Annotated in this window: 17 protein-coding genes and 4 pseudogenes; 15 read left to right on the top strand and 6 right to left on the bottom strand. The window is 68.8% G+C overall.

The window, feature by feature from the left end; translation table 11 throughout:
* The first annotated feature begins 11 nt into the window (after positions 1-11).
* The 15 genes and pseudogenes from DID99_RS23280 to DID99_RS23210 all read left to right on the top strand — a co-directional run bounded on the left by DID99_RS23280 (position 12) and on the right by DID99_RS23210 (position 15,686).
* Positions 12-1,397, top strand: coding sequence for an NAD(P)/FAD-dependent oxidoreductase (locus tag DID99_RS23280; RefSeq protein WP_124667590.1), 1,386 nt, complete (start codon positions 12-14; stop codon positions 1,395-1,397).
* Entirely contained in the window at positions 1,394-2,110 is a 717-nt protein-coding gene (locus DID99_RS23275) for an ABC transporter ATP-binding protein (protein WP_124667589.1), read from the top strand. Before DID99_RS23280 ends, DID99_RS23275 begins: the two co-directional genes overlap by 4 nt.
* On the top strand, positions 2,107-3,516 hold the full coding sequence (locus DID99_RS23270) for an ABC transporter permease (protein WP_124667588.1): 1,410 nt from the start codon (positions 2,107-2,109) through the stop codon (positions 3,514-3,516). Before DID99_RS23275 ends, DID99_RS23270 begins: the two co-directional genes overlap by 4 nt.
* Positions 3,517-3,567: 51 nt before the next feature.
* On the top strand, positions 3,568-4,347 hold the full coding sequence (locus tag DID99_RS23265; RefSeq protein WP_124524371.1) for an outer membrane lipoprotein-sorting protein: 780 nt from the start codon (positions 3,568-3,570) through the stop codon (positions 4,345-4,347).
* Entirely contained in the window at positions 4,344-5,681 is a 1,338-nt protein-coding gene (locus DID99_RS23260) for a hypothetical protein (protein ID WP_124572059.1), read from the top strand. The genes DID99_RS23265 and DID99_RS23260 overlap by 4 nt, the downstream gene beginning before the upstream one ends.
* A gap of 16 nt (positions 5,682-5,697) precedes the next feature.
* The gene (locus DID99_RS23255; RefSeq protein ID WP_124572060.1) at positions 5,698-6,114 is read left to right on the top strand and encodes a DUF4345 domain-containing protein; all 417 of its coding nucleotides are present in this window, start codon (positions 5,698-5,700) and stop codon (positions 6,112-6,114) included.
* Positions 6,107-7,261, top strand: a complete 1,155-nt coding sequence (locus DID99_RS23250; protein ID WP_260427887.1) for a triacylglycerol lipase — start codon at positions 6,107-6,109, stop codon at positions 7,259-7,261. The genes DID99_RS23255 and DID99_RS23250 overlap by 8 nt, the downstream gene beginning before the upstream one ends.
* An 18-nt stretch (positions 7,262-7,279) precedes the next feature.
* Complete coding sequence (locus tag DID99_RS23245; protein ID WP_260426338.1) at positions 7,280-8,290, top strand: lipase secretion chaperone; 1,011 nt, start codon at positions 7,280-7,282, stop codon at positions 8,288-8,290.
* A 423-nt stretch (positions 8,291-8,713) separates the two neighbouring features.
* Positions 8,714-9,490 carry a Crp/Fnr family transcriptional regulator gene (locus DID99_RS23240; protein WP_124487617.1) on the top strand — a complete coding sequence of 259 codons (777 nt, stop codon included), beginning with the start codon at positions 8,714-8,716 and terminating at the stop codon, positions 9,488-9,490.
* A gap of 140 nt (positions 9,491-9,630) precedes the next feature.
* On the top strand, positions 9,631-12,030 hold the full coding sequence (locus tag DID99_RS23235) for a bifunctional diguanylate cyclase/phosphodiesterase (protein ID WP_124572062.1): 2,400 nt from the start codon (positions 9,631-9,633) through the stop codon (positions 12,028-12,030).
* Between the two features lie 20 nt (positions 12,031-12,050).
* Positions 12,051-12,788, top strand: coding sequence for a TenA family transcriptional regulator (locus DID99_RS23230; protein ID WP_044848403.1), 738 nt, complete (start codon positions 12,051-12,053; stop codon positions 12,786-12,788).
* A 117-nt stretch (positions 12,789-12,905) separates the two neighbouring features.
* A complete protein-coding gene (locus DID99_RS23225) occupies positions 12,906-13,652 on the top strand; it encodes a winged helix-turn-helix domain-containing protein (protein WP_124487619.1) in 747 nt (248 codons plus the stop codon).
* A gap of 186 nt (positions 13,653-13,838) precedes the next feature.
* A pseudogene (locus tag DID99_RS37910) lies at positions 13,839-14,036 on the top strand (acyl-CoA dehydrogenase C-terminal domain-containing protein); the annotation flags it as partial.
* A 140-nt stretch (positions 14,037-14,176) separates the two neighbouring features.
* Positions 14,177-15,157 carry an NADPH:quinone oxidoreductase family protein gene (locus DID99_RS23215; RefSeq protein WP_124667587.1) on the top strand — a complete coding sequence of 327 codons (981 nt, stop codon included), beginning with the start codon at positions 14,177-14,179 and terminating at the stop codon, positions 15,155-15,157.
* 91 nt (positions 15,158-15,248) lie between these two features.
* Positions 15,249-15,686 carry a nuclear transport factor 2 family protein gene (locus DID99_RS23210; RefSeq protein ID WP_124524376.1) on the top strand — a complete coding sequence of 146 codons (438 nt, stop codon included), beginning with the start codon at positions 15,249-15,251 and terminating at the stop codon, positions 15,684-15,686.
* A gap of 83 nt (positions 15,687-15,769) precedes the next feature.
* Here the strand turns inward: DID99_RS23210 and DID99_RS23205 are convergent, their stop codons facing one another.
* The 6 genes and pseudogenes from DID99_RS23205 to DID99_RS23170 form a co-directional block, all read right to left on the bottom strand.
* A complete protein-coding gene (locus DID99_RS23205; protein WP_044848408.1) occupies positions 15,770-15,970 on the bottom strand; it encodes a hypothetical protein in 201 nt (66 codons plus the stop codon).
* Between the two features lie 413 nt (positions 15,971-16,383).
* Positions 16,384-16,686: a DUF3331 domain-containing protein gene (locus DID99_RS23195; protein WP_124487623.1), complete on the bottom strand. Its 303-nt coding sequence runs from the start codon at positions 16,684-16,686 to the stop codon at positions 16,384-16,386.
* Between the two features lie 350 nt (positions 16,687-17,036).
* A pseudogene (locus DID99_RS23190) lies at positions 17,037-17,312 on the bottom strand (efflux transporter periplasmic adaptor subunit); the annotation flags it as partial.
* A 12-nt stretch (positions 17,313-17,324) separates the two neighbouring features.
* A pseudogene (locus tag DID99_RS23185) lies at positions 17,325-17,468 on the bottom strand (FUSC family protein); the annotation flags it as partial.
* Positions 17,469-17,594: 126 nt separating this feature from the next.
* Entirely contained in the window at positions 17,595-18,548 is a 954-nt protein-coding gene (locus DID99_RS23180) for a LysR family transcriptional regulator (protein ID WP_124487631.1), read from the bottom strand.
* 623 nt (positions 18,549-19,171) lie between these two features.
* Positions 19,172-19,291 (bottom strand): annotated as a pseudogene (locus DID99_RS23170) (hydrolase); the annotation flags it as partial.

Genomic DNA, 19,291 nt, shown 5'->3' with positions numbered 1-19,291 from the left:
GGAGGTTCACCATGACGGAGCGCAACGACGGCGCGCGGTACTGCATCATCGGCGCGGGCGCGGCGGGCATCACCGCCGCGAAGAACCTGCTCGCGGCCGGCATCGGCTTCGACGTGATCGAGCGCGAGGACGACGTCGGCGGCAACTGGTACTACGGCCGCCCGAGCGGCGCGGTGTATCGCTCGATCCACATGATCAGCTCGAAGCGGTTTTCCGAGTACACCGATTTTCCGATTCCCGACGACTATCCGACCTATGCACGCGGCGACCAGGCACTCGCGTATCTGCGCGCGTACGCGCGGCGCTTCGGCGTGTACGACCGGATCGAGTTCGGCCGCTCGGTGCTCGAGATCGCACCGGTGCCGGGCGGCACGCAGTGGCGCGTGGAACTCGATCGCGGCGAGGTGCGGACCTATCGCGGCGTGATCGTCTGCAACGGCCACCTGTCGCATCCGCAACTGCCCGACTATCCGGGGCGGTTCGACGGGCTGCAGCTGCATTCGTCGCAGTACCGCACGCCGGAGATCTTCGATGGCAAGCGCGTGCTCGTGGTCGGCGCCGGCAATTCCGGCTGCGACATCGCGGTCGAGGCGTCGCATCGTGCGCGCGCGGTCTTCCACAGCACGCGCCGCGGTTACTACTACTGGCCGAAATTCCTGTTCGGGATGCCGGCGGACGAGTGGGCGGAATGGCCGCTGCGGCTGCGCATGCCGCTGTGGGCGCGGCGCTTTTTCGGCGAACGGCTGCTGCGCCTGACGACGGCCGGGCAACCCGAACACTACGGGCTGCGCAAGCCGGACCACAAGCTGTTCGAATCGCATTTCATCATCAATTCGACGCTGTTCTATCACCTCGGCCATGGCGACCTCGCCGCGCGGCCGGACGTGCGCGAACTGAAGGGCGATCGCGTCGTGTTCGTCGACGGCAGCGAGGAGGCGATCGACGTGATCGTGTACGCGACCGGCTACCAGCCGAGCTTCCCGTTCATCGACCAGGCGCACCTGCAATGGCGCAAGCAGCAGCCGTCGCTGTACCTGAACCTGTTCGACGCGCAGCATCGCGACCTGTTCTTCATCGGGCTGTTCCAGACCTCGACCGGCAACTGGCCGTTGATGGACTACCAGGCGCAGCTGCTCGCCCGCTACCTGCATGCGCGCGACGCGGCGCCGCGCAAGGCCGCGCGCATCGACCGGCTGATCCGGCGCGGCCGCTCGGACTGGAGCGGCGGCATCGCGTTCCATCGCACGCCACGGCACGTGATCGAGGTCGAGCATTTCGCGTATCGGCTGCAGCTGCGGCGGCTGATACGCGGGTTGCCGGCCGTGCCCGGCGGCGCGGGCGCAGCGGCATCGAAGGCGGCGCCGGCTCACGCGGTGCGCGCGGGAGGTGCGTCGTGAGCCTCGTGCATGTCGAACACCTGTCGAAGACCTACCTGCTCGACAGCGTGCGCGTGACCGGGCTCGCCGACGTGTCGGCGACGCTCGACGCGGGCCGCTTCACCGTGCTGAGCGGCCCGTCGGGCAGCGGCAAGACGACGCTGCTGAACCTGATCGGCTGCATCGACCGCCCCGACAGCGGGCGCGTGACGATCGCCGGTCACGACACGGCGTCGCTGTCGGACGATGCGCTGTCGGATTTTCGCGCGCGCCATGTCGGCCACGTGTTCCAGACCTTCAACCTGCTGCCCGTGCTGTCCGCGTACGAGAACGTCGAGTATCCGCTGCTGATGGCGGGCTGGTCACCCGCGCGGCGCGCGGCGCGGGTGCGCGACCTGCTCGACGCGGTCGGCCTGGCCGACAAGGCGCGGCACCGGCCGAGCCAGCTGTCGGGCGGCCAGCGCCAGCGCGTCGCGATCGCGCGTGCGCTCGCGGCCGAGCCCGCGATGGTCCTCGCGGACGAACCCACCGCGAACCTCGACAGCGCGACCGGGCACGCGATCATCGCGTTGATGCGCGCGATCCAGCGCGAGCGCGACGTGTCGTTCATCGTGTCGTCGCACGATCCGGAGGTGGTGAAGGTGGCCGACGCCGTGATCCGGATTCTCGACGGCCGCATCGTCGGCCACGAACGGGCCGGCGACGACACGGCGACGCAGGAGGTGTACCGATGACCCATACGCTGATGCTCGCGCTGCGCAACCTGCAGCGCAACCGCCGGCGCTCGCTCACCACGCTGCTCGCGATGATCGTCGGCGTCAGCGCGATCCTGTTGTTCGGCGGCTTCAGCCGCGACATCACGCTCGGCCTGCAGACCGACTTCGTGCAGCGCAGCGGCCACCTGCAGATCCAGCGGCAGGGCTATTTCCTGTACGGCACGGGCGACCCGGCCGCGTACGGGATTCACGGCTACCCGGCGCTGATCGAACGATTGCGGCACGACCCGCAGCTCGCGCCGCTGCTGCAGGTCGTCACGCCGACGCTGCAGTTCGGCGGGATCGCCGGCAATTTCGCGGCCGGCGTGTCGCGCACCGTGATGGGCTTCGGCGCGATTGCGGACGACCAGTACCGGATGCAGCAATGGAACGCCTACGGGTTCCCGCTGCAGCCGCGCACATTCGCGTTGCGCGGCAGCGCCGGCGACGCGGCGATCGTCGGCCTCGGCGTCGCGCGCGTGCTGCACCTGTGCGGCCCGCTGCGCGTGCCGGACTGCCGCGATGCGCCGCCGGCCCCGGCCGAGCCGCCCGCCGACGGCCCGGCCGCGACCGCGCCGCCCGACGTGCTCGCGCTCGCACAGGCCGAGGCCGGAACGCGGCCGGCCGCCGACGGCGCGCCCCATGTCGAAGTGCTGACCGCGAGCGCGGGCGGCGCGCCGAACGTCGGCCGCTTCTCGGTCGTGAAGGCGGACCAGCAGGGCGTGAAGGAACTCGACGACGTGTATCTCGCGGTGCACCTGCCGCAGGCGCAGCGGCTCGTCTACGGCGGCGCCGCGCCGCGCGCGACCGCGATCGAGATCCAGCTCGCGCGCACGGCCGACCTGCCCGCGGCGCGCGCGCGCATCGAACAGCTGCTGCACGGCGGCTTCGACGGACAGGCGCTCGACGTCGTCGATTTCGCGACGCTGAACCCGTTCTACGACCAGACCAACCGGATGTTCTCGGTGATCTTCGGTTTCGTGTTCGTGCTGATCAGCGCGATCGTGCTGTTCGTGATCAGCAACACGATGAGCACCGCGATCATCGAGCGCACCGTCGAGATCGGCACGCTGCGCGCGATGGGCATGCGGCGCGGCGGCATCCAGGCGCTGTTCGTCTGCGAGGGCGCGCTGCTCGGCGTGGCCGGCGCGTCGCTCGGCGTGCTGGTCGCGCTCGCCATTGCCGCGATCGTCAATCGCAGCGGGCTGGCCTGGACGCCGCCCGCGCGGATCGACGCCGTCGCGCTGACGGTGCGCGTGTGGGGCGAGTGGCGAACCATCGCCGTCACGTTCGCCGGGCTCGCGTGCGTGGCCGGGCTGTCCGCGTGGCTGCCGTCGCGGCATGCGGCGCGGCTGTCGATCGTCGATGCGCTGCGGCACGTGTGAGGTCGCCCGATTGCCGCGTTTTTCGTTCACTTCACTTTCGGGAGAGCGCCCGTGCGTCGCCTGTTCGTTTCATGCTGTCTGAGTCTTTCGTTCCTGGCCGGCGTCGCGCGTGCGCAGCCGGCGCCCGATCCGCAGAAGGTGCTCGCCGCGAGCGACGCGATCCGCACGCCGGAGAAATCGTTCGTGCTGACCGCGACGCTCGTCGAGTACCGGTCCGGCAAGCAGGTCGACGGCAATACGCTGTCGATCCATTCGAAGCCCGACGCGCCCGGCGGTGCGTTCCGCACGCTGGTGCGCTTCGTCGCGCCGGCGCGCGACACGGGCAAGCTGATGCTGAAGAACGGCAACGACCTGTGGTTCTACGATCCGGCGAACCAGGCCAGCGTGCGGATCTCGCCGGACCAGCGGCTGCTCGGCCAGGCCGCCAACGGCGACGTCGTGACGGTCAATCTCGCGCACGACTATTCGGCCGCGCTGAAGGGCGTCGAGGACATCGTCGACGGCGACCGGCAGACCCGTCGCGCGTACCGGCTCGCGCTCGCCGGCCACGGCGACGGGCTCACGTACCGCCGCATCGAGATCTGGATCGACGCGGCGAACAACCGGCCGCTGAAGGCACGCTTCTATTCGGAAAGCGACCGGCTGCTGAAGACCGCGTTCTATCGCCGCTACACGATGCAACTGGGCGTCGAGCGGCCGACCGAGACCGTCATCGTCGACGGGCTCGACAGCAACTGGGTCACGGTCATGCGTTTCTCCGACTACGCGTGGCGCGACATTCCCGATGCATGGCTGCAGCGCGATTACCTGTCCCGCTTCCAGGCGCAATGACGGCGCGGCGCCGAGGCCGGATCGCGGCGCTCGCGTTCGTGCTGCTGCCTGCGCTCGTGCGTGCAGCGGATGCGGGTGGGGCGGGTGGAGCGGGTGGAGCGGGTGTGGCGGATGGCACGGCCGGCGTCGACGCGGCCGATGCCGCGGCGCTCGCGCTGGCCGACCAGCCGGCCGCGACGCCCGCCGACACCGCGAAGCCGTGGAAGCTGAACGTGCAGGACGCGCTGCGCGCGAGCCGCTATCGCGACGGCGGCGAGGCCGGCCGCAACCAGCTGTCGATCGAGTTCGAATACGGCCAGTGGCTGACGCCGTCGTTCGCCGCGCATTTCTCGATGCGCTTCGACCGTTTCGATCCGCTCGTCACGTCGCGCACGTCGTCGCGCGACGTGACGCTCGTGAAGGAAGCGTATGCGAGCTGGCGCGCGTCGCCCGCGTTCGTCGTCGACGCGGGGCGCGTGAACGAGCGGCTCGGCGCGGCGATCGGCTACAACCCGACCGACTTCTTCCGGGCCGGGGCGGTGAGTCTCGACGTGCCGCCCGATCCGGACAGCCGGCACACGAACCGGCTCGGCACGGTCGGGCTGCGCGCACAACGGGTGTGGGACTCGGGCTCGCTCGCGGCGCTGCTGTCGCCGCGGCTCGAGCGCCGCAGCCTGCCGGGCGATCCGGCCGCGTCGTCCGACCTGCAGCGCACCAACGGCGTCGACCGCTGGATGCTCGTCGCGAGCCAGCGGCTCACCGCGGCGATCCAGCCGCAATGGATCGTCTACGGCGAAAGCGGGCAGGCGCCGCAGTTCGGCCAGAATCTGAGCGTGCTGCTCGGCAACTCGGTGGTCGCGTACCTCGAATGGACGGGCGGCTACCGGCGCTCGCTGATCGCGCGTGCCACCGGCGCGGCCGACGATCGTGCGTTTCGCACCAGTTCATCGGTGGGCGCGACGTGGACGCTGCCGGTCGACCTGTCGCTGACCGCCGAATTCCAGAGCAACGGCGGTGGCGCAAACGCGGCGCAATGGCGGTCGTTGCAGCGCGCGAACCCGCTCGCATGGGGCCGTGCGGTGCAGACCTCGATTGCCGCGCAGGAACTGCAAACCCGTCACGGCGTGTTCGTGATGGCGGCGTGGCGAAATGTCGGCGTGCGTCGCCTCGACCTGTCGGGCTTCGTGCAGGCCGATCTCGGCGGCGGCCGGCAATACTGGCTCGAGTTGCGGCGGCGTTTCGATCGCTTCGACGTCGCGCTGCAATGGCTGCATCAGGGTGGGCCGACGTGGAGCCGCTTCGGCGCGATGCCGGAGTCGACGAGCGTTCAGGTGCTGGGCATTTTTTATCGATGACGCAAGGAGAATTCGAATGAGCAAACGCGCGCTTCAGGCGGCGACCGCCGTGCTTGCGCTGGTTCCGACGATCACCGGGGTGCTCGGCATGATGGGCATCCACGATCCGCTGTACGCGTCGCTCGGCATCGCGCTGCCGGCCGACGCGACGCTGGACGGCAACCTGCGTTTCCATGCGGGCGTCTGGCTCGGGCTCGGGCTCGCGGCGTTTTCGGTGATCCCGCGCATCGAGCATCAGGGGCGGCTGTTCGCGACGCTGTGGATGATGATCTTTCTCGGCGGTATCGGGCGGCTGATTTCGCTCGCGGCGCTCGGGCTGCCGTGGCCGCCGTTCGTCGGCTTCACGGCGCTCGAAGTCGTCGGCGCGCCGCTGTTCATCGCATGGCAGCGGCGCATGGCCGCGCATGCCGCATGGGAGCACGCGAATGCATGACTTCGACATCGACCAGCGCATCGCGCCGCGTCGTCGCGCCGATGCGGCCGTGCGGGGCATCGCGGCAGCGTTCCTGCACGCCGTGGCGGCGCGACGCGTATCGCTCGGGTACGCACGGCTCATCGCCCGTATCGCGCTGCTCGCGTGGGTCCTGCTGGGCCCGGCACAGGCCGGCGCGCAGACGGCCGTCGACGACTACGCGGCGACCCGCTATCCGATCGTCCTCGTGCACGGGTTGACCGGGACCGACGACTATTTCGGCGTCCTGCCGTACTGGTACGGCATCCAGGCCGATCTTCAGCGGCATGGCGCGACCGTCTACGTCGCCGACCTGTCCGGTTTCCAGGGCGACCTCGGCCCGAACGGGCGCGGCGAACAGTTGCTGGCCTACGTCAAGCAGGTGCTCGCGGTCACGGGCGCGGCCAGGGTGAACCTGATCGGCCACAGCCAGGGCGGGCTGACGTCGCGCTACGTGGCGTCGGTCGCGCCCGCGCTCGTCGCGTCGGTCACGACGATCGCGACGCCGCACCGCGGCTCGCAGTTCGCCGATTTCGTGCTGGGCGCGCTGAAGCTCGACCCGACCGGCCTGTCGACGCCGATATTCGGTGCGCTGCTGAACCTGTTCGGGATCCTCACCAGCGACACGCACAACACGAACCAGGATGCGATCGCGGCGCTCAACGCGCTGAGCACGCCCCATGCCGCGCAGTTCAACCAGCTGTTCCCGAGCCCGGGGCTCGGCGCCGGCGCGTGCGGCACCGGCGCACCGGTCGAGACGATCGGCGGCAACGTGCATCTGCTGTACTCGTGGAGCGGGGCCGCGTATCAGCCGGTATCGCTGCTCGGCACCGTGACCGGCGCGGTCGACACCAGCGTGATTCCGGTCATCGATCCGGCGAACGTGCTGGATCCGTCGACGCTCGTGTTCCTGACGGCCGGCAACGTCATGGCGCTGGCCGGCGCCGGCCCGAACGACGGTTTCACGTCGACCTGCAGTGCGCGGTTCGGCACGGTGATTTCGACGCGCTATCGCTGGAATCACTTCGACGCGATCAACCAGCTGCTCGGCGTTCGCGGCGCCTATGCGGAAGACCCGGTCGCCGCGCTGCGCGTGCAGGCAAACCGGCTGAAGCAGCAGGGCGTCTGAGCGATGGAGGTCCGGACCATGCTGTCCCGCGCGGTGTTGTACGGCGCGACCGGGGCGATCGCCGCGGCCGCCGTTTGGCACGCGTTCGGTCGTCAGGCTGCGTCGACGGCTGCCGTGGCCGCCACGGATACCGCGCCGCCCGGCCACGCCGCGCCGAGCGGTGCGGCGGTGCCGCGGCCGGTGCTTGCCGTGTCGGATGTCACGCTGCCGGCATCGCTCGCGGGCGCGCGTGCGCCGCGCCTGCCGGTCGGGCCCGGCGGGCGCCTCGCGCACGCGCATGCGGTGCGGGAATTCTTCGATTACTTTTTGCTTGCGCAGCATGACCTGACGCCCGCGGCGCTCGATGCGCTGGTCGCGCACGAAATCGCATCGCAGCCGATCGGCGAGCCGGCTCGCCGCGATGCGCTCGATCTGTGGCCGCGCTATCGCGCGTGCATCGCCGCGTTCGACACGCTGCCGGGCGCGCTGCCGGCAGGCGCCGGTCTCGATCCGGACGGCATCGCAGGCGAACTCGAGCGGCGTGCGGCGCTCGCGCGCCGCTGGCTCGGCGACTGGAGCGCGCCGTTCTTCGACGCGGAATTGCGGCGGCAGCGCGGCGATCTCGACCGGATCAGGATCGCGCGCGATCCGACGCTCGACGACGCGCAGAAGCGCGCACGCCTCGCCGCACTCGATCAGGCGTTGCCGCCGGACGAGCGCGACGCACGCGAGCGCGCGGCGCGCCAACGCGATGCGCTTGCAACGCTCGCGCGGCTCGACGGCCAGCGCGCGACGCCCGATGCGCTGCGTGCGCAGCTCGGCGCCGAAGTCGCCGCGCGCGTCGAGCGGATGCAGCAGGGCGACGATGCGTGGCGGGCACGCTATCGCGATTACGCGGCCGAACGCGACCGGCTCGACGCGCAGCCGCTTGCGCCCGACGCGCGCGATGCGCGGCTCGCGCAATTGCGGCAACGCGACTTCCCGGATCCGGCGGACGCATTGCGGGCCGCATCGCTCGACGCGGGCCGGGCCACGGCATCGGCGCACTAGCACCCGTCTCGGACGTGCACGGCGTCACGGCGCTCACACCTGACGAGGGAGAAGTGTGGGATAACCCACACTTTCCGCATTCTTTTCGATTCGGGAATGATTTTAATTCCCACTGTAAATCGCATTACCGCGCATTGACATTCATGCGCCGTTTTCAATGATTCATTGCGCAATCCGTTTTATATGGGTGGGATTTAAATCGCCAATTTTTTATTGACAATGCAAGTATCTTCGGATGGCGAGCCGAACTGTCAAATTACTTCATGTAACAAAAGCGGAGTGTCGCGTACGGTTGGGCTGCGTGATACCTTTTTGCTCAATGTCACCGCGCTGAAAAGGCGGAGAAACCGTTAAACCGGTGCGGTGAAAACAGCAGGAAGGTCCGGTGGCCGAGGGGCAGGGATACAACGTACGAGGTGCGCCGTGATACATCAGGCCAACAACGTCATCGAGTTGCCGCATGCACTTGGTGCCAATCATTTCCTGTCAGCGCTCGACGGAATTAACCGTTCCGAATTGGCGCCTCATCTGATGCTTTCGAATCTCGAGACCGGCCAGGTGCTGTGCGATGCCGGCGAGAATCTGGAGGCCGTCTATTTTCCGGTGACGGCGGGCATTTCCCTGCAATACACGGCGGGCGGCAAGACGACACTCGGCGTGACGGAAATCGGCCGCGAAGGCATCGTGTGCGACGACGTCATCGGCAGCGCGATGCAGCGCCGCGTCGTCGTCTACCGCGGCGGGTTCGCGTACCGGCTGTATGCGCGCCGCTTCGCGGACGCGTGCGACGTGTCCGCGGCGATCCGGCGGCAGGTCTTCGTGCGGATGCAGCTGGCGTTGTCCCAGGCGTCGCAGGTCATGTTCTGCAGCCGTCATCACGTGATGCGGCAGCAACTGGGCCGCTGGCTGCTGATCGCCTACGAGCGCGCACGCAGCATCGAAATCCCGGTCACGCACGGCATGCTGGGGCAGATGCTGGGCGTGCGCCGCGAGACCGTCACCGATGCCACGCGGCAGCTTCACGAGCTCGGGCTGATCCATCAGCATCGCGGTGCCATCGTGCTCACGGATCTCGCCGGTCTCGAACGGCAGGGCTGCGATTGCCATCGGGTCGTGCGCGACGAAACACGCCGCATTCTCGCGACCGATGCCGGTACGGATGCCGGCGCCGAGTTGTCGCGCCGCGTCCGGACGACATAGTCGCCGGCACCGCGTCGTGGCGCGATGGCATGCACGGCGGCGCGGCGCGCAAAGGGAACGGGGAGGTGCCTGGCGCAGGCGGTGCGGCGACGCGTCGGGCAGGCGGCATCGAGAAGAATCAGAAAAACAGTCATTCAGGTATGGAAAACATTTCGAAGCTCCAGAGTCAGCGCAGCTCGTTCCACGTGTGGCCATGGAGTCCGGCGCTCGGCATCCTGCCGATCGTCGTCGTGGTCGTCGCGCTGGCCGGGTTCGTCGCCGTCAGCCTGATCGTGATCATGTCGTTGCGCGTGTACGTCGGCGGCGAAAGCAGCTGGTCGAAGGCGCAGAAGGACGAGATCCTGCTGCTGAGCCGCTACGGGCAGACCGGCGACGAAAAGCTGTTCGACGAATACCTGGCGGTCGACCGGACCCTCACCTTCCTCGGCGCCGCGCGCCGCGCGATGACCAGTACGCCGCCGGACCACGGCGTGGCGCGCCAGGCGCTGATCGAGGCGGGCATCAATCCGGTCGATGCGGCGGCGGTGGTGTGGTTCTACCCGATCCTGAGCAGCTTCGCACGCCTGAACGCCGCGTTGCAATACTGGGAGGACGCGGACCGGCAACTGGTCGACCTGCGCAGGATCGCCAACGCGCTGCACGCGTCGGTGCATGCGGACGACGTCCGGCGCACGAGCAGCCTGAACCACGCGATCTGGGATCTCAACGCGCACATCGAACCGCTGCCGAAGCGCTTTTCCGACGAACTGAGCGCCGAATTCCGCTCGGCCGTCATCCAGCTGTTCCTGTCGTACATCGTGGCCTCGCTGCTGATCATCCTGCTGTCGGTGCGGTGGGCGAGCCGCGCGCAACGCCAGCAGGTGTCGATGCAGACCGAGCTGGACCGGAGCCAGGCATTCGCGGCAGCCGCGCTGCGCTCGGTCGCCGATGCGATCGTCACGATCGGCCTCACGCGCGGTATCGAGACCGTCAATCCGGCGGCCGAGCAGCTGCTCGGCACGTCGTCGCGGCAGTGTGTCGGCAAGCCGATCAACGACGTGCTGGACCTGATCGACACGTCGACGGGCATGTCGATCAAGCTGCTCGCGTCGCTCGGCAACCGCAGCGACCCGACGTTCACCCGCGATCTCGACCTGATCCGCGTGTGCGGCTCGGCGGTGTCGGTGCGCGCGTCGCTGTCGAAGATGGACAACGCCGCGGGCCGCTGCGTCGGCTACGTGCTGATCCTGCGCGACATGACGCGCGAACACCAGTTGATCGAGAAGCTGACCTGGCAGGCGTCGCACGATGCGCTGACCGGCCTCATCAATCGCACGGCGTTCGAGCGACGCCTGGGCGACGCACTGGCGCAGCGCGGCGGCGGGATGCTGCTGGTGCTCGACCTCGACGGCTTCAAGGAAGTCAACGACGTGTGCGGCCACGCGGCCGGCGACGCGCTGCTGCGCGACGCGACCGCGGTGTTCGCGCGTAGTCTCGGCCACGACGACGTGTTCGGCCGGCTGGGCGGCGACGAATTCGGCATCCTGCTGCCGGCCGGCAGCGACGGCGCGCCGGACGGCGGCAAGGCGGAACGCCTGCGCGCGAGTCTCGAGGACTTCACGTTCCTGTGGGAAGGCGAGCCGTTCAAGCTCAGCGTGAGCATCGGCGTGCTGGATCTCGCGTGCCGGCCCGAGAGCGTCGAGAAGGCGATGCAGATGGCCGACGTCGCGTGCTACGTCGCGAAGGATCGCGGCCGCAACCGCGTGCATGTCGCGGATTCGCGCGACATGCATTCGAGCCGCCAGGCGTATCACACGCAGTGGAGCCGGCGCGTGAAGACGGCGCTCGAGACGAATTCATTCCAGTTGTATGCGCAACCGATCGTGCCGATCCAGCCCGCGCTCGGCGCGCGGGAGCGCGCGGAGATCCTGCTGCGCATTCCGGACGCCGACGGCAAGCTGATCTCGCCGGTGTTCCTGCCGGCCGCCGAGCGCTACGGCCACATGACGATGATCGACCGCTGGGTCGTACGCACCGTGATCCGGCGCCTCGCGCGGCTCGAACAGCGCCGCTACGTCGAATACAACGTGAACCTGTCGGCGATGTCGATCACCGACGAGCGCTTCGTGGAGTTCGTGATCGCCGAACTGTCGGCGTCGGGGCTCGACCCGTCGCTGCTGTGTTTCGAGATCACGGAGACGAGCGCCGTGCGCAACCTGGAGGTCGCGTCGCGCTTCATGTGCGAGCTGCGCGACCTCGGCTGCCGCTTCGCGCTCGACGACTTCGGCGCCGGCATGTCGTCGTTTTCGTATCTGCGCCAGTTGCCGATCGACTACCTGAAGATCGACGGCGGCCTCGTGTCGACCATGACGTCCGACAGCATCAAGCGCGGCATCGCGTCCGCGATCAACGACATCGCGCACGTGATGCAGTACCGCACCGTCGCCGAGCACGTCGAGGATACGGCGACGGCCGAGATGCTTCGCGCGCTGGGCGTCGACTATTGCCAGGGCTATTACTTCAGCCGCCCCGCGCCCTGGCAGGAAGGGGGATTCCATTGAACCAAGCGAGGAACGAACGCATGAGTGCTCCATTTGAACTGACCGGCGACCTGATGGACCTGGCGAGCTATCCGGCCTGGCTGCGCGACGTGGTCGGCGCGACCGACGAACTGAAGGCGCGCGTCCGTGCGCATCCGGTGTTCGCGGCGATGAGCGGCGGGACGCTGCGCGCGTCGCAACTGCGCGCATTCTTCGTGACCGGCTGGGCGGTGGTCAGCCAGTTTCCGGAATACATGGCGATGAACCTGGTGAAGACCGCCGCCTATCGGTCGCGCGGCGACGAGAAGGCGCGGCGCTATCTGATCCGCAATATCCGCGTCGAGCAGAACCACGTCGATCACTGGGCCAACTGGGCGGCGGAATCGGGCGTGACGATCGACATGCTGCTGCGCGGCGACGCGCCGCTGGCCGGATTCTCGCTGAGCCATTGGTGCTGGAAGAGCGGCAGTACCGACGCGCTCGCGCCGAGCATCGCCGCGACCAACTATGCGATCGAGGGCGTGACGGGCGAGTGGAGCGCGCTGCTGTGCGCATCGCCGTACGAACGGCAGTTCGATCCGGCCGTGCGGCATCGCGCGATGCGCTGGCTCAAGCTGCACGCCGACTACGACGACCGGCATCCGTGGGAGGCGCTCGACATCGTCGCGACGCTGCTCGGCCAGTCGCCCGCGGCGCGCGACGTGCGGGACGTCGAGACGTCGATCCGCAAGAGCCTGAGCTATTTCCTGACGAGTCTCGATTGCTGCATGCATGTGTAGTCGCCGGCGTCGTGCGCGCGCAGGTTCGTGCGGGCCGCACCCGGCCGTTCCGGCCGGAAGGCGGGCCGGCGTGACGTCGCGATGCGCCGTGCAGGCCGTCGTGCTGGACGATTTTCCATGGCCACCCAAGTTCTCGTCGTAGAGCCCGATCCGCGCATGCGCGACAGGATCCGCGTGCTCCTGCGCGGCTGCCAGATCGATACGTCGGCGCTCGACGATGTGTCGATGCTGCTCGCGCACGTGAGCGCGGCACCGCCCACCCTGATCGTGTTGCGGGTCGAACGGCCAGCCACGACGTTCTACATGGCGCTCGGCGCACTGCGGCGGGCCGGTTACGACATGCCGGTGATCGTGATCAGCCGCGACGCGCAGGTGGTCGACAAGGTCGTCGCGCTCGAGATCGGCGCGGACGACTATGTCGTGGAGCCGTTCGAGCCGATGGAGCTGGTCGCACGCGTGCGCAGCGCGATGCGCCGCTACGCGCCGAACCGGCCGGAGTCGCCGCGCGGGCCGCGGAATGCCGAAACCTATGCGTTCGGCGACATCGAGGTGAATTTCGTCACGCGGCGCGCGACCCGCGCGGGAGACGACCTCGGGCTGCGCGCGAGCGAATTCGCGCTGCTCGAACTGTTCATCTCGCAGCCGCTGCGCGTCCTGTCGCGCGCGGAGATCCTCGCGCTGCTGGGGCTGACCGTGGCCGGGCGCTCCGAGCGCGGGCTCGACGTGCTGATCTTCCGGCTGCGCAACCTGATCGAGCAGGCGGTCGGCGACTATCGCTACATCCGCACGGTGCGCGGCAAGGGCTACATCTTCGTGCCGCTCGGCACGCTGGCAGACGACGCGGCCCCCCCGCCGCACGCGTGAGCGGGGCGCGGGCACGTCGGGCATCGCGCCCGGCGCGTCGCGCGCCGGCATCGACCAACCTTCGCCTGCGCATGCCGCCATCGCCCCGGTTCACCATCGGGGCGACCCGCCATTGTCGGTTTAGAACGACCGTGCTAAATTTCCCGCCAACATTGGCAGTCGCCGACCCGATCATCCGGTTTCGGAGCCTTTGGTCATCGGGTCGTCGCGTGGCCGTGGCTCGACGTGACGCTCGCCGCGCACGCGTGCGATCGCGATTTCCACGCCGGCAAGCGTGCCGCCGCGCGTTACTTCTTTCGCCGGGAGCTGCCGAAGGTGGATGCGCAGCTCGACCTGCTGGCGAGCGCCGATACGACGACGCTCGAGATGCGCGACGCGTGGTTCAGAGCGCCGCGCAGCACGAATGATGGTGACGCGGCGCGGGCCGATGCGCGTGCGCTGCGCGCCGATCGCGCGGGCGCGTCCCGCTGCCGTATCGATGCCGTATCGCTGCGCGACGACGTCGCGCGAGGAGAGAGGAGAGCATGAAAGCCCTGTTGTGTACCGCATTCGGCCCGATCGACCGCTTGCGCATCGAGGACGTCGCGGTTCCCGAACCGGCCGCCGGCCAGGTGCGGATTCGCGTGAAGGCGGCGTCGCTCAACTTCCCCGATGCGCTGATCGTCCAGGGGCTCTATCAGGTGAAGCCGGCGCTGCCGTTCTCGCCCGGGGCGGAATTCGCCGGCGTGATCGACGCGGTCGGCGACGGCGTGAGCGCCTGGCGGCCCGGCGACGAGGTGGTCGCGTTCACCGGTCATGGCGGTTTCGCGGAGCATTGCGTGGCTGACGTGCAGCAGATCGCGGCGCTGCCGCCGGGGATGACGTTCGAGCAGGGCGCGGCGCTCGTGCTGGCCTACGGCACGTCGCTGCATGCGCTGCAGCAGCGCGCGCGCCTGCAGCAGGGCGAGACGCTGCTGGTGCTGGGCGCGGGCGGCGGTGTCGGGCTGGCCGCGATCGAGATCGCGAAGGCGCTGGGCGCACGCGTGATCGCGGCCGCGTCGAGCACGGACAAGCTCGCGCTGTGCCGCGCGGCCGGCGCCGACGACACGATCGACTATGCGACCGAGGACCTGCGGCGCCGTGTCGACGAACTGACCGGCGGACGCGGCGCGGACGTCGTCTACGATCCGGTCGGCGGCGCGTACAGCGAGGCGGCGCTGCGCGCGACCGCGTGGCGCGGCCGGTTCCTCGTGGTCGGCTTCGCGGCCGGCGAGATTCCGAAGATCGCGCTGAACCTCGCGCTGCTCAAGGAGCGCGACATCCTGGGCGTGTTCTGGGGCGACGCGGTGCGGCGCGACCCCGCGCAGCATGCGGCGAACATGCACCAGCTCGCGCAATGGTTCGCGGCCGGCAAGGTGCGGCCCGCGATCACCGAGCGCGTGCCGCTCTCGGGCGCGGCCGACGCAATCGCGCGCATGGCGAGCCGGCAGGTGAAGGGCAAGGTCGTGATCCTGCCGGACGCGTGACGACGCCGGCGCGGCATCATGCGGCGGCGACCCGAGCGGGCGCCGCCTTCGAGCGGGTTTCTTTTGTGTGACGTTACCGGAGTCGTTGAGCATGCAACCCCTGTCGAATCTGCAACCCGCCGTCGCGACATCGCTCGCGACGTGGCACGCGATGCTCGCGCGCAAGGATTTCAGCGAACTCGACACGATCGTCCATCCGGACGCCGTGTTCCGCTCGCCGATGGCGTTCAAGCCGTACGGACCGGCGCCCGCGCTGCTGCTGGCGCTGCGCACGGTGCTCACGATCCTCGAGAACTTCGAATACCACCGCGCGTTCGCCGACGACGACGGCACGAGCGTCGTGCTGGAGTTCAGTGCGACGGTCGGCGACAAGCGGCTGAAGGGCATCGACATGATCCGCTTCGACGTCGACGGGCGGATCGTCGAATTCGAGGTGATGATCCGGCCGTTCAATGCGCTGCAGGCGCTCGGCGCGGCAATGGGCGCGCGGCTCGGGCAGCAGTTGCCGGGGTTCAAGATCGGCGGGTGAGCGGCGGGCCGCCGGCCGGTGCGGAAAATGTCGCCGGCGCAACGCGACGGTCGCGCTCGCGTGCGGCGCCGGCCGGGCGCGCGTCAGTGAGTCTTGATCCTGACGCTGTAGCCCGCATCCTCGAACGCGACGACGAATTCCTCGGGGAACAGCCACGACTCGACCTTCACGTGCGACGTCGCGCGATCGATCTCGACCTTGGCGTCGGGATCGACGCGCCAGATTTCATGTTCGACCGCGCGGGCGGTATCCTCGTCGAGCGAGTGGTCCAGTACGAATTCCATGATCAATTTCCTGTTTTGACGGCCGCATTCACATGAGCGAGAGCGGCCGGTTGGCGAACGAAGCCGATGACGTCGACGGGATCGGACAACATGGGTCGACGATACGCGCGATCGCGTCGAACGATAAGCCGGCATGCGCGTGACGCACTGTCGCCCGTTGATCAACGAATCCGGTGAAGCGTGTGCGAACGGGCTTCCGGAGTGCGAAAGATGCGTTGCAGCCAAGATCGACTTGGCTCGCAGCGATGCGCGGCTCGCTTCGCGCCAGTGAATTGCCGATGAAGCAAGTACCGTTCCGCGCGATCGATGTTGCACGACACGGCACCGCATCACACCACGCACCACGCACCACGCACAACGCACAACGCACAACGCACAACGCACAACGCACAACGCACAACGCACAACGCGCATCACGCATCGAGCGACGCCACCGCATCGGCCGCGATCATCGCGAGGTGATTCGCGGGCCGCGGCCGGCCGGTCGGACGAAACACGGCCTCGCCCTGCACGATGGCGCGGCCCGAATACGCGCACCGTCCGTCGCGCCGTGCGACCGCGCGGCGCCATTTCTGTTCGCCGTAGTGCAGGCGGCCGCTTTCGACCCAGCGGACCAGCAGCGATTCGTGCGACCACTCCAGCAGCGTGACGTGAACCTGGCTGCGACCGGGTGACGATGCGCGCGGCGCGATGCCGACGGAAGAGACGGTCAGCATGATCGATTGCTTTCGGCGCGACCGCCGCGGCGCCGATCCGCATCGCGCGGCAACGAACGGCACTGCATCGGCCGCCCGGTGCGGCGCCGGAGTTCGTGAGTTACGCTGAATGCCATTGCCAGTCTCCTGCCGGCCGGCGAGGCCGGCGCGGGGTCGATCGAGGCCGCGCGCGCTCGACGCGGCCGGTTCGGGATGCGTCGACGGAGCGGGTGCGCAGTACATACCGCTCGCATCGCCGACGAACGCCCAGTGTAAAAGCGCATGCCGGGCCACCGGAAGGCGCGCGAACAAGAACACGGTGTTGCCCGATATCGAACACGGGCGTGTGTGCCTACGGCCGCACCACGGCATCAAGTGCGCGTATCCGGTGCCGCGCCGCGCGCCATCGCGTGCGGCATCGGGCGCAGCGTGACCGTGCAGGTCGTGCCCGCCGCGAGGAAGCCGTCGCGCGGCATACCGTACAGCCGGATCCGGACCGGCACGCGCTGCGCGAGCCGCACCCACGTGAAGATCGGGTTGACGTCGGCGAGCAGCGTCGCGCCGGCCGGATTGTCGCGATCGCTGATGCCGCGCGCGACGCTTTCGACGTGTCCGGTCAGCGACGGCCCGCCGGACAGCAGCCGGATCGCCGGCATCATCAGGATCACGACCGTCACCATCGCCATGCGCGGCGCTGCCAGCTCCAGCCGCATCGACACGCCCACCGCCAGCACGACGGCGACGATGGTCTTCGCGACATGGATCGGGCGCACGCCGTCGGTTCGGCCGTATTCGCGGCTCATGCCGAGCAGCATGCGAGCGAACGCCGCTGCGTTGACAGGCCTGGCTAGCGCGGGCTTGGTCGGCGGCATGGCGTGACGGCAGGACGGATCCGGCGGGACGGCGGCGACACGGTGGCGCGCATCGCGTCAGACGGAATCCGTCGACAGCATTTCGACATGCAGCTCCTTGTCCGTGCCGGCGGACGACGGCGGATCGAGCAGCGCGATGCGCACGTGTTCGATGAACAACTTCAGCTTGTTGCTCGCGTACGGATTGCGCGGATAGACCGCGTAGATCACTTCGTCCTGCGGTGCTTCATCGGCGAGCACGCGCACCAGCCGGCCGTCGCGCAGGCAGTCGTCCGCGATGTAGCGCGGCAGCATCGCGATGCCGATGCCTTGCACCGCGGCGTCGCACAGCGTTTCGCCGTTGTTGGACAGGAACACACTGCCCGGGCTGATTGCGCGCGGCTTGCCGAGGCTGCCGGGCGTCGTGAACGTCCAGGTGGCCGACGGCGCCGTATGGCTGTAGTTCAGGCAGCGGTGCTCGAGCAGCGCGTCGATCGAGTCCGGTTCGCCGTGAGCGGCGAGGTAGTCGGGACTGCAGACGACGACGCGCTCGCATGCGGCGACGCGGCGTGCGATCAGCGCGCTGTCGGGCAGTCGCGCGGAGCGGATCGCGACGTCGAAGCGCTCGACTTCGAGGTTCATCGTGCGATCGTCGGTGTCGAGCGTGACGCGCAGCTGCGGATGCGCGGCGGCGAAGGCCGCGACCGCCGGCCCGAGCAGGCGGCGAGTGAGACTCACCGGCGACGTGATGCGCAGCTCGCCGCACAATCCGTGCGAGCGTTCCGCGATTTCCTCGGCGACGTCGACGAGCCGGCGCATCGATTCCGACGCGGCACGATAGAAGATCATGCCGTCTTCGGTCGGCGTTACGTTGCGGGTCGAGCGCATCAGCAGCTGCACACCGAGCGTGCGCTCGAGGTCGCTGATGCGCTTGCTGACGACGGACTTCGACAGGCCGAGCCGGCGTGCGGATTCGGTGATGCTTTGCCGCTCGACGGCGAACAGGAAGGCCTGGATATCGTCTATGTTCAGGGATTTCATGATGCTGTCCGAGGGGCGTCGGGCATGAGTAAAGGGCGGCCGTTTGCTGCGCTGCCACGCATGCCGAGGCGATCGACGGGCGACGCGACGGCGGCGGCCGGCCGCGCGAATCGTGTGACGAAAGCGCGGCGCGCGGCGGCATGCGCCGAAACGGCTGCAACGCGTGGGAAACGCGACGCGCCGCCGGCATGTCGCGGCCGCGCGAACGGGCGGTTCGGGGGCGCGGCCGGTTACGCGAGCTTGATGCGAGCCCGACGCAGGTTGCAATCCGTACGAGTCCAAGCGTAGTGGAACGTGTCGCGTGTCGATAGCCGGGCCGGATGGTCCTCAGTGTTCCGTGCAGGGAACAATCGATCGCGCCACCATCGGGGACGGCACGATCTGCGAATCGCTGCCGGTGCTTGCCGGCGCGGCGGCGGGCCTCAGGCGATCTGATCGAGGCGATAGACCTCCACCGTGTCGACGGCATCCCAGTCGCGAGCCTGGAACGCCGCGATGTGCGTGCGTATTCGTAACGGATCGGAGGGAATGCGTCGACGCAGGGTGGTGACGCGGTTGCGACCGCCGGTATCCGGACGGTCGCAATCGCGCGAAACGGCATGCGCCGTCGCGGCTCAGTTCTTGTCGTACGAGAACTGGATGCCCGCGGTGCCGCCAGTTTCGATGAACAGGTTGATGAATGCAGGAACGGTTGCGCTGCGCGCCCAGTCGCGCTGCAGTTCGCAGAACAGCTG

Source organism: Burkholderia sp. Bp8986, from assembly GCF_003854225.1.
In the GTDB taxonomy this organism is placed as follows: domain Bacteria; phylum Pseudomonadota; class Gammaproteobacteria; order Burkholderiales; family Burkholderiaceae; genus Burkholderia.
The sequence above is the reverse complement of the archived record's forward strand: the minus strand, read 5'-3'. Positions and strand labels throughout refer to the sequence as shown.